This is a genomic window from Candidatus Aeolococcus gillhamiae (genome assembly GCF_016464765.1).
Classification (GTDB): Bacteria; Chloroflexota; Dormibacteria; order Aeolococcales; family Aeolococcaceae; genus Aeolococcus; species Aeolococcus gillhamiae.
This window is the reverse complement of record NZ_JAEKNS010000108.1, coordinates 1-10,329: the sequence shown is the minus strand read 5'-3', so window position 1 is coordinate 10,329 and position 10,329 is coordinate 1. Positions and strand designations below refer to the sequence as shown.

Here is a 10,329-nt window from a genome sequence, read left to right as displayed (position 1 = left end):
CGATGAATGGGCGGCGTGGCTCGCCGAGCGTCACATCCCACACGGAGGCATCGCCGACCTACCCTTCGGCTCTGGTCTGACGGTCCACGATCCTGACGGCATTCCGATCGAGCTCTTCGCTCCCCCTGCGCCGATCTGATCTACGCTTTCCGGGGGTGGCGCAGATGGCCTCGCATGCCGGCTGCCTATTGGTCCAATCGCATCCGGTCTCCTGCCGTCCTACCATCGAGACGATGCGCTGGCCGCAGACGCGCCTGACCGGACTGCTCGGCACCACGTACCCCATCGTGCAGGCCGCGATGGCGGGCGGACCGTCCACCGTCGACCTCGCCGTCGCTGTCTCGAACGCCGGGGGCCTCGGCTCGATTGCGGGCGCGATCCTGTCGCCGGGCCGGTTGCGCGACGAGATTCGCATGTATCGCGAGCGCACGGCGCGACCGTTCGCGGTCAACCTCTTTGCGGCCGAGCCGCCCGCCACCGTCGAACCGGAGCTGCTGGAGGCGGTGTGCGGGGAGCTGGCGCGACATCGCCGCCGTCTCGGGCTGCCAGAACCGGCGCCCCCGCGTGCGCGCACTTGGACACTCGACGAGCAGCTGACCGTCATCGTCGATGAGCGTGTTCCCGTGCTGAGCTTCACCTTCGGGATCGTGCCCATCGCCGGCCTCGAAGGGATCGTGACGATCGGAACAGCCACGACCGTCGGGGAGGCGCTCGCGCTTGAGGGGGCGGGCGTGGATGCGATTGTCGTGCAGGGCGCGGAGGCTGGCGGTCACCGTGGCACCTTCCTCGGACCACCAGCCGACGCGCTTGTTGGGTTGATCGCCCTGGTCCCACAGGTCGCGGACGCCGTTTCTGTCCCGGTCATCGCCGCCGGGGGCGTCGTGGACGGTCGAGGCGTTGCCGCGGCCCTCACTCTGGGCGCTGCCGGTGTCCAATTGGGGACTGCGTTCCTCTTCTGCGCGGAATCAGGTGCAGACGCGGTGTGGCGACAGGCGCTCCGTACGTTCCCGTCGGTCGTCAGCGACGCGTACACGGGCCGCGCCGCCCGCGGAGCGCGCACGCCGTTCGTCGACCAGCTGATTGCGGGTCCACGGCCTGCGCCGTATGAGGTGCAGCGTGCCCTCACCGCCGACTTCCGGTGCCTCAATGGCCATGGCTGGTATCTCGGGGGCCAGGCAGCGGGCCACGCTCGCGAGCTTCCGGCCGCGGAGCTCATGTCCGCGATCGTTGAGGAGACGAGGGCTGCACTCGCCCGGTTGACCAGATGAGGATGGAGGGGCGCCGGCCTCGCCAAGCACGCCGGTTACCGGTAATGCGTTGAGACGCTACGGAGCGACGAGCCACGGCGCCCCGACCCCGCGCCCGCTCGGCCTGGTGTCAGCGAGAGCAGGGCAGGCGCTCCCACCGCCAAGCCACAAGCCCATGGCATGGGTGGCGGTTCACTACACCGCTTTGGCGAGTGGCTCGTCGCAGTGCGGCCCGCCAGAGGCTGATTCCGATACGGGGCAGTAACGGCCATGGTGGACTGGAACTACTTTGACGCGTTTCGCGCGGGCCTAAGCGGCCACCATTCCTGAGCTCACCGCGCAGGTTTGCCGAGTGCCGTGATATCAGCTTTGAATACGAAAATGGCGGAGAGGGTGGGATTCGAACCCACGGTGGCTATTAACCACACCGCTTTTCGAGAGCGGCGATCACGGTGACGTGACGTGTCGCCCGGGGTTGTTGAAGACCGTTCTGAATACGGATCTGGGAGCCATCGTGATGCCGGGGGTTGCCCAGGGTCGGCCAATGCCGCCCCGTTTGGGGCCCAATGGCCACCGTAGCGGCCATGGTTGGCGATAACTGGTCGCATCACCCGGCGCCCCGCACCTAAGCCGGAAGAGCCCGTGAGCGTCGCCCTACTGCGCGGGTTCGAGCGCCGCGAGAGCGCGCACCACGCCGAGGAGTGTCTCGCCGGTGGCATCCGGCGTTCTGAAAAGCGGCGAGTACTCACGCTCCAGCCTCGCGCACCAGCCGGTGATCAGCCCGGCAGACGCCGCCCCCTGAATGTCCCAGGCGTGCACGGCCACCAGCGCGACGCGGTCGGGAGGCACGCCCACCGCGGCGCATGCGTGCAGGTACGGCTCGGGCCGCGGCTTCCAGAGCCGGACATCGTCGGCTGACAGTGCGCTCTCAACGAGCGGGGCGACGCCGGCTCGGTCGAGCAAGAGACGAGCGGACGCGGCGCTGCCGTTGCTCAGCGTCAGGACACGGATCGCACGATCCCGAAGAAACTCCAGCGCGGGCCGTACATCGTCGTAGACATCGAGCTCACTGAAGCCCTCGAGGATGTTGTCGACCGCGCCGTCCGACGCGTCCGCGCCGGCAATGCGAAGCGCGTCGTGGAGGGACGCCTGGGCGACCTCGCGGAAGGGCCGGAAGTCCGCCGATGCGGCGAGCGCGATCCCATCACGAAGGAACCGGGGGAACCAGCGATCGACACCATCATCCCCGAGCCCCGCACCCTTCAAGCGTGTGCGCACCGCCTCCAGCGAGAACAGAGTCTCGATCACGTCGAACAGGACCACGGCGGGGGGTCGAGCCATGAGCCGACGCTACCACGCTAGTGCCTCATCGGAGGCCCGCGCGGCGTTGTCCGGTCGCGCCACACCGTGGCGCTCGAAACCGAACCGATGAGGAGTGCGCGTCGGGCATGCTGGACGACGGTGGGACGCCGCACCGTGTCGCATGCCGCCACGACGCCAGCGAACAGCACAGGGGTAGCTCCATGACGAACATCATCAGCGAACTGTCCAGCGCGCGCCCCGTCGCCCCCGGTTCGGAGGCGCCCACCCTGGAGTGCGAACTCCTCGACGGTTCGCATTTCCGTCTTGCTGATCGCTGTCCGGAAGACTTCACCATGATTGTCTTCTATCGGGGCAATCACTGCCCAGTCTGCAGGGTTCAGCTGCGTGACCTCGACCGCCGGCTCGACGACTTTGCCCCGAGGGCGTGGACGTCATCGCGGTCAGCAGCGATGACCGGCAGCGCGCCCAGCGGAGCCATTCGGAGTGGCCCGTCGACCGTGTGACCCTCGGTTTCGGCATCGACAGCCCACGGGCGCGCATGGGGTCTGTACATCAGCGACGCCTACGGTCCAGACATGCCGCCCCGGTTCTCGGAGCCGGGGGTGTTCCTGGTGAACCCGACAACATCCCGCAGTACGCGGCGATCACCAGCATGCCGTTCGGTCGTCCGCGGGCGGAGGATCTCCCGCCGGGAATCGACTATCTGCGCAAGCACCCGGACACGACGTTCGGCCGAGCCTGAAACAGGGCCACAACCGATGGAGCGACGGCGCTGGACAGCTAGCGAGCCGCGCGCCCCGCCGCGTGCTCGGGGTGGCACGCGTTAGGCGGAAGCGCTGTACGGGCCGTAGGCCGGTCCGTCACGTGACGGTCAGGCTCGATTGGCTCTGGATGCGATGAGGTTGGCGGCTTCTTCGGTGACGGGACCCTGGCGGCTGCCCTCGCCACCACCGTGGCCAAGGCCGGCGGCGACGCGGGAACCGAGTTGGGTATCGACGCGCGTCCAGTAGGCGATGACGCGTTGCTGCACCTGGGCGCTTACGTGGTCACTGGCGTGGCCAACGATGTTGGTCACGAGGTGGTCACGCTCGGTATCGCTCAAGACATCGCGGTAGAGCGTACCGGGCTGGCCGAAGTCGTCGTCCTCGGCGTGCTTTGCGTAGGCGTAGCGACCGAGTTCACCGGCGTCAACCGGCCAGCCCAGGTCGGCCGCGCGGTCGGTGTCGGCCTGCGGGCCGCCATAGGAGTTAGGAGCGTAGACGGGCTGAGCGCCGGCGTGTTTGAAGGTCATGTGCGCATCCTTGTTGTAGGAGTGCACCGCGACCTTTGGCGCGTTGATCGGCAACTGCTCGTAGTTCGGGCCGATGCGGTGCAGATGGGTGTCGTGGTAGGAAAAGATCCTTCCCATCAGCATCTTGTCCGGGCTCAGCCCGATACCGGGTACCAGATTGGCGGGCGAGAAGCTCGCCTGCTCGACCTCGGCAAAGAAGTTCGCAGGGTTGCGGTCTAGGACCATGCGACCCACCTGGATGGGCGGGTAATCCCCGTGCGGCCACACCTTGGTGAGGTCGAATGGGTTGAACCGGTATCCCGCGGCCTGGGCGAAGGGCATAACCTGCATCTCCAATCGCCATTCGGGGTTGTCGCCGCGAATGATCGCCTCCCGCAGGTCGCGCCGGTGAAAGTCTGGGTCTTCGGCGGTCATCGCTCTGGCTTCAGCGTCGGAGAAGTTCTCGCGGCCCTGGACGGTCTTGAAGTGGAACTTGACCCAGAAGCGCTCGCCGGCCGCATTGATGGTGGAGAAGGTGTGGCTGCTGTAACCGTTCATGTGGCGCAGGGTGCGCGGCGTCCCGGCGTCCGACATCAAGATGGTCACCTGGTGAGCGCTCTCCGGGGACAGCGTCCAGAAGTCCCACTGCATGTCGTTATCGCGCATCCCGGTGTCGGGGAGCCGCTTCTGGGAATGGATGAAGTCCTGGAACTTCGACGCGTCCCGGACGAAGAACACCGGCGTGTTGTTACCGACCAGATCATAGTTGCCGTCGTCGGTGTAGAACTTTAAGGCGAAGCCGCGAGGGTCGCGCACCGTGTCGGCATAGCCCTGTTCACCGGCCACCGTGGAGAAGCGGGCGAACATCGGCGTACGTTTCCCGACTTCAGCGAGGAAGCTCGCCTTGGTGATCCAGGTGACGTCCTCGGTGACCTCAAAGAAGCCGTGCGCACCGGTGCCTTTGGCGTGTACCACCCGCTCGGGAACCCGCTCCCGGTTGAAGTGCTGCATCTTCTGCACGACGTAGTGATCGTGGAGCACCGTGGGCCCGCTTGCGCCAACCGTCAGCGAGTATTCGTCGCTCGGCGCCGGGACCCCCGAGTCGTTCGTGGTCGCCGGGGACTTGGGTTCGTTCATCGACCCATCTTACGACCTTGTCGTGAACGCGGTTCGGGAGGCGGGAAGAGACGCTGGCCGTAGACGTCAGCGTAGCCTTGGCAGCTTCGCATCGCGGCTGTCGCCACCCGTCAAAGATGCCTCGCACGCGTACCGAAGTGTCAGCATTCGCGTATCGTTCACGCCCGGGCCGCGGGCCGCTCCGTGGAACCGACCATCCCTTCAGCGGAGGCCAGCAATGGGCGCGCGCTCAGAGCCCGGAAAAGCCAGCGTCATGCTTCAAGCCGGTGGCTGGGGTGCCGTAGCGGCCATGGCCATGAGTGGGATGCGTACCATGACAAACGAGCTCGGCTTGGTGGGAGAAACGCCACCGGAGGCGATGGCCCAGCAGGGTGCCGGCGGAGTCCTCAAGCAGATCCCTCCGGGGCTGCGGGGCGCGGCCATCGAGCTTTCACACTGGGGATTCGGGGCCGCAGGCGGCTCGCTGTTCGGGGTGCTTCCCCGGAGCGTGCGCCGGCGCGGCTGGGCCGGCCCCGTGTACGGGCTCCTGATCTGGCTCAGCTTCGAGTTGGGATTGGCTCCCGCGCTCGGATTGAGCCAAGCTCGAACGCCCCGGCTGATCGAGCGCGCGGCCTTCGCCGCCGACCATGTTCTCTACGGCGTCGTCTTGGCCAAAGGTCTGGAGCGCCAGCACACCTAACAGGCTGCGGAATAGCGCCGCGACCCCGTCAACTAACTCTCGTTGGGAAGCTTGTCGCTCTCCTCGGACGGTGGGCTTTCCCCGGTAGCGGGGATTGTGTTCGAGCCAGGCGAATTTGCGCCCCAGCGCTGCGTCGCGCCGCGAGTCTGCTCACCGGTCTCCACATGATCAGCGTGCGCGTTGCCGTCGTGCGTGCGTTGGGCGGCTTCATCGGGGGTGGTCTCGTCGGGAGCGTTCGACTGGTCGGTCATGGCCAACTCCTCGCTTGGTGCCGTCGCCGTTACCGCGACCGGTTACCTCCATACCATGGTGGCGCTGCGGTCGCTCAATGTCCACTCGCTTCACTGGCCGCACGGATTTCTGAACTCTGAGCTGGTCGGGGCGCTGGAGAAAAAGGCTCCGGGCCGGGCTAGCAGGAAGGCGTCCGTGGAGCCGTGACCCACGGAACAGGAAGGTCTGACCGCCTGCCTTCCGCAACGCGTTCCGCTCCGCGCCGAACCGCTCACGGCGGCCCTGCATGACGTGCACCCCCTTAGTATCGCGCTGGTGCCTACGAGAAGGCCGGGTTCGGCGCGCCGTGTACCGAACGTCCGGATCTGGATAAGGGCGGCCGCAGCAGCGGCCAATCCCGTAGGTAGCCTGCACAGTTACGCGGTGAGCCGCCACACCGCTCTTCGAGGGCGGCGCGCGGCGCTGTTCGTCACGCCAGACCCGCATTCCGAATACGCGAAGAAATGGCCATGGTGGACCGGAACTACCTTGACGCGTTTCGGCCGGGTCCCGAGCGGCCACCCAGGCAGCGCTCACCGATCACCTTCGCTGAGTGCCGTGATGTCAGGTTTGAATTCAAATTTGGCGGAGAGGGTGGAATTCCACGAGAACGGCCGCGTCGGTATTCGCAATGGGCCTCCAGGGGGTGGAGCGGGAAAGGAGCCGATCATGCGACGCTCCACACTGAGCACAAGGCGGCGGGCGGAGGGAGGACCACGTTGCACCGACGAACTCTGCGCACGTCCCGGCCGACGGACGCCGTCGCTGAGGATCGAGGGACTGCGTGGATCGGCTGAGCCTCGGGGTTATCGCCCGATCCCACAAGCCCAACGAATACCGCCTGCCGATTCACCCGTCGCACCTCGACCGGATCGACCCCGCCCTCCGCGCGCGGATCTTTCTCGAATCGGGCTACGGCGAGCGCTTCGGCGTCTCTGACGATCGGCTTGCACCTCTCGTCGGCGGCCTCCGATCCCGCGAGCAACTCATCGCGGAGTGCGATGTCTGCCTCCTCCCCAAGCCGACCACCGATGACCTGTCCGACCTCCGAGAACGGCAGGTGTTGTGGGGCTGGCCGCACTGCGTCCAGGACGAGGCCGTCACGCAGCTCGCCATCGACCGGCGCCTGACACTGATCGCTTGGGAGGCCATGAATCGCTGGTCGGCCGATGGCGCGTTCCAGGTGCACGTCTTCCACAAGAACAATGAGCTAGTGCAGCGTCCAGCAAATAGATTGACGGTGAGATGGCTGTCTGGGATGATGCTGTCGTGTCATCGGCGGCAGCTGCACTCTACGTCTCTGCGGAGCAGCGCGAGGTGCTCGAGACCTGGTCTCGCAGCCATGCCATCCCACACCGGCAGGTCCAGCGTGCGCGCATCGTCCTGCTCGCCGCCGACGGGCTGGCCAACGACGTGATCGCAGCGCAGCTGAACACCTCGAAGCCATCAGTGCTGAAGTGGCGGGCCCGCTTCGCCGAGGCCGGCGTCGACGGACTCGACGACGCGCCGGGTCGCGGACGCCCGCCCATCTATGGGCAGAAGTTCGTCGAGCAGGTGGTGCGGACCACGCTGCGCAAGCCACCTCGCGGAGTCACGCACTGGAGCACCCGAAGCCTGGCCACCCACCTGGGGGTCAGCCACGGCACCATCAACACCATCTGGCGGGACATGGGGCTGCAACCCCATCGGACCCGCACCTTCAAGCACAGCAACGATCCGCTGCTGGAGGAGAAGGTCACCGACGTGGTCGGGCTCTACATGAACCCCCCGGAGAACGCCATCGTCCTCTGTGTCGATGAGAAGACCCAGATCCAAGCCTTGGATCGCACCCAACCGCTGCTGCCGATGAAGCCACACCAGGTGGAGCGGCACAGCCACGACTACGTCCGCCACGGCATCACCAGCCTCTTCGCTGCCCTCGAGGTCGCCACCGGCGCGGTGACGGGCACCTGCTACCAGCGCCATCGTCACGAAGAGTTCCTCGCCTTTCTCACCCTGCTGGTCCGCGTCTACCCCCGCAAGCAACTGCACATCGTCCTCGACAACGTCTCGTCCCACCAGACCCCCGAAGTCAAGCGCTGGCTGCGCCGCCACCCCCGTGTCCAGCTTCACTTCACACCCACCGGATCGAGTTGGATGAACCAGGTGGAAACCTGGTTCTCGGTTCTCAGCCGGCGAGCCATTCGGCGCGGCGCATTCACCAGCCTCGCAGCCCTGGTCGATGCCATCCAGCGCTTCCTCGACGCCTGGAATCAGACCAGCAAACCCTTCGTCTGGATCAAGTCAGCCGAGCAGATCCTCACCAGCATGCACCGTCAACCTTTCAAGAAGACAGTGCACTAGCGATGACAGGTACCTCTCTTGACAATCCTCTAACGCCATTAGATAATCCGAACCGTGATAGTTGAACCCGTCCGCGATCGCCGCGCGGAGCGCCACCAGGCCACCCGCACCGAGATCCTCGAGGCGGCCTGGGAGCTGGCCCGCGCTCACGGACTGGCCGCGCTGACCCTCCGGGACGTGGCGACCAAGATCGGCACCCGGCCGCCGTCGTTGTACTGGTACTTCCACTCCAAGCACGCCATCTACGACGCCATGTTCGCCGACGCCAACCGTCAGCTCCTCGAGCGCATCGCCAAGCAGGCCTGGCCGGACGACCCGCGCGAGGCCATGCGCCTCCTCGCCCACGTCGTCGTCGAGTTCAGCACCGCGGACGTCGCCCGCTACCAGCTGATGTTCCAGCGCACCATCCCGGACTTCGAGCCCTCAGCGGAGTCGTATGCGCTCGCGCTCGAGGTCCTCGAGCAGGGCCGGCAACGCTTCCACGCCGCCGGCCTGGCCGACCCGGCCGATTTCGATCTCGGCGCCGCGGTGATGGCAGGGCTGTCGGCGCAGCAGACCGCCAACGAGCCCGGCGGCGACCGCTGGGTGCGCCTGGTCGACGATGCCGTCGACATGTACCTCGATCACGTGTTCAGCAAGACAGCAGGGGGCAGGAGACAGCCATGACCACGATGACCGCAGCCACGCCGGCCACCGATGTGGCGACCATCCCAGCCCTGGGTCACGCCGAGGCGATGGTCGTGGCCGCGGCCGAGTTCGACGCGGTTCTCCACCTCCTGCGCAGCCTGGCGCCCGACGAGTGGGGCCGCCAGACGGTCTGCGAGCTCTGGGACGTCCGCGCCATGGCCGGCCACATGCTCGGCATGGCCGAGGCGCAGGCTTCGATCCGCCAGTTCGTCCACGACGCCCGCAGCGCAGCCAGGCGGCAGGGCGGCGCGTTCGTCGATGAGATGACCGCGACCCAGGTCCGCGAGCGCGTCCGGCTCACCACCAACCAGCTCATCGAGCGCTTCGCAGCCGTCGCACCGAGGGCGGTGCGCGCCCGCCGCCGCGTCCCGGCGCCGATGCGCTCGGCGGTGCGCCTCAAGCAGGACCCGCCGTTCGACACCGAGCGCTGGTCCTACGGATTCCTGGTCGACACCATCTTCACCCGCGACCCGTGGATCCACCGTGCCGACATCTGCCGCGCCACCGGCCGCGAGATGGCGCTCACCCCCGGGCACGACGGCCGCATCGTCGAAGGCGTCGTCGCCGAGTGGGCGCTCCGCCACGGCAGGCCGTTCGCGCTCACCCTCACCGGCCCCGCCGGGGGCAGCTGGTGCAGCGGCGTTGGCGGCGAGGAGATCGAGCTCGACGCTGTCGAGTTCTGCTGGATCCTCGCCGGTCGCGCTCCCGGCACCGGCCTTGTCGCCACGAGGGTCCCGTTCTAGCGGAACCGGCTGAGCGCCGCGACGGACGTCCCATCGGCGCTGCCATCATGCGGCGCAGCGGACTCCAGTTCGCACGACCGTGGAGGCATCTCATGGCGGAGCTATTGGTGCTCGAATTTGACGGGTTCGGAGAGGACGTCTACCGCAAGGTCAACGAGGCGCTCGGCATCGACCCGGAGAACGGCGATGGTGACTGGCCGGCGGGCATGATCACCCACGCCGGCGGCAAGACCCCGACCGGCTGGATCGTCGTCGAGGTCTGGGACTCGCGCGAGTCTCAGGAGAAATTCATGAACGAACGCCTCGGCGCAGCGCTCCAGCAGGGCGGCGTGCAGGGGCCCCCGAAGAAGGCGGATTGGACCTCGCTCACCGCGCACCACCAGCCCAACAAGGGCAAGGCCGCCACCGGCTAGCGCAGGCCGCCTCTCGAAGCGGGTTCCGTTCTACCCTCGCAGCGCCTCCTTAAATGGCGAAAGCGAGCCGGCGCGATGCCGGCCCGCTTTCTGCGTCGTGTTGCTGAGGTTATTCGACCCTCGTCGTCGTGCTGCCGGGAGGCGCCACGGTCGTGCTGCTGTTGCCGCCGCGACGGCCGCCGCCGAACCCGCCCCACGAAGACCAGAAGAACATCGA

At 67.1% G+C, this 10,329-nt stretch carries 11 protein-coding genes and 1 pseudogene; 9 read left to right on the top strand and 3 right to left on the bottom strand.

Annotation, left to right across the window (positions count from 1 at the left end; genetic code table 11):
- The first annotated feature begins 233 nt into the window (after nt 1–233).
- Nucleotides 234–1,268, top strand: a complete 1,035-nt coding sequence (locus JF886_RS10430; RefSeq protein WP_337312193.1) for an NAD(P)H-dependent flavin oxidoreductase — start codon at nt 234–236, stop codon at nt 1,266–1,268.
- A 633-nt stretch (nt 1,269–1,901) separates the two neighbouring features.
- Here the strand turns inward: JF886_RS10430 and JF886_RS10425 are convergent.
- Nucleotides 1,902–2,588 (bottom strand): haloacid dehalogenase type II, encoded by a 687-nt coding sequence (locus JF886_RS10425; protein ID WP_337312191.1) that lies wholly within the window; start codon nt 2,586–2,588, stop codon nt 1,902–1,904.
- A gap of 107 nt (nt 2,589–2,695) precedes the next feature.
- Between JF886_RS10425 and JF886_RS16820 the strand changes: the two genes are divergently transcribed.
- Together JF886_RS16820 and JF886_RS10420 are read left to right on the top strand one after the other, a co-directional pair.
- Nucleotides 2,696–3,073, top strand: coding sequence for a redoxin domain-containing protein (locus tag JF886_RS16820; RefSeq protein ID WP_350340579.1), 378 nt, complete (start codon nt 2,696–2,698; stop codon nt 3,071–3,073).
- Nucleotides 2,995–3,312 (top strand): hypothetical protein, encoded by a 318-nt coding sequence (locus JF886_RS10420; RefSeq protein WP_337312189.1) that lies wholly within the window; start codon nt 2,995–2,997, stop codon nt 3,310–3,312. Before JF886_RS16820 ends, JF886_RS10420 begins: the two co-directional genes overlap by 79 nt.
- A 129-nt stretch (nt 3,313–3,441) precedes the next feature.
- Here the strand turns inward: JF886_RS10420 and JF886_RS10415 are convergent, their stop codons facing one another.
- Nucleotides 3,442–4,977: a catalase gene (locus tag JF886_RS10415; protein ID WP_337312187.1), complete on the bottom strand. Its 1,536-nt coding sequence runs from the start codon at nt 4,975–4,977 to the stop codon at nt 3,442–3,444.
- A 313-nt stretch (nt 4,978–5,290) separates the two neighbouring features.
- Here JF886_RS10415 and JF886_RS10410 point away from each other — a divergent pair, with 313 nt between their 5' ends.
- Nucleotides 5,291–5,656, top strand: a complete 366-nt coding sequence (locus JF886_RS10410) for a hypothetical protein (protein WP_337312186.1) — start codon at nt 5,291–5,293, stop codon at nt 5,654–5,656.
- Between the two features lie 32 nt (nt 5,657–5,688).
- Here the strand turns inward: JF886_RS10410 and JF886_RS10405 are convergent, their stop codons facing one another.
- Nucleotides 5,689–5,907 carry a hypothetical protein gene (locus JF886_RS10405; RefSeq protein ID WP_337312184.1) on the bottom strand — a complete coding sequence of 73 codons (219 nt, stop codon included), beginning with the start codon at nt 5,905–5,907 and terminating at the stop codon, nt 5,689–5,691.
- 803 nt (nt 5,908–6,710) lie between these two features.
- On the opposite strand from JF886_RS10405, the pseudogene JF886_RS10400 reads away from it, so the two are divergent.
- The 5 genes and pseudogenes from JF886_RS10400 to JF886_RS10380 form a co-directional block, all read left to right on the top strand.
- Nucleotides 6,711–7,139 (top strand): annotated as a pseudogene (locus JF886_RS10400) (Rossmann-fold NAD(P)-binding domain-containing protein); the annotation flags it as partial.
- A 32-nt stretch (nt 7,140–7,171) separates the two neighbouring features.
- Nucleotides 7,172–8,269, top strand: coding sequence for an IS630 family transposase (locus tag JF886_RS10395; protein ID WP_337312182.1), 1,098 nt, complete (start codon nt 7,172–7,174; stop codon nt 8,267–8,269).
- A 54-nt stretch (nt 8,270–8,323) separates the two neighbouring features.
- Entirely contained in the window at nt 8,324–8,935 is a 612-nt protein-coding gene (locus tag JF886_RS10390) for a TetR/AcrR family transcriptional regulator (RefSeq protein WP_337312180.1), read from the top strand.
- A complete protein-coding gene (locus tag JF886_RS10385; protein WP_337312178.1) occupies nt 8,932–9,699 on the top strand; it encodes a maleylpyruvate isomerase family mycothiol-dependent enzyme in 768 nt (255 codons plus the stop codon). The genes JF886_RS10390 and JF886_RS10385 overlap by 4 nt, the downstream gene beginning before the upstream one ends.
- A gap of 92 nt (nt 9,700–9,791) precedes the next feature.
- On the top strand, nt 9,792–10,112 hold the full coding sequence (locus JF886_RS10380) for a hypothetical protein (RefSeq protein ID WP_337312176.1): 321 nt from the start codon (nt 9,792–9,794) through the stop codon (nt 10,110–10,112).
- Nucleotides 10,113–10,329 lie beyond the last annotated feature (217 nt).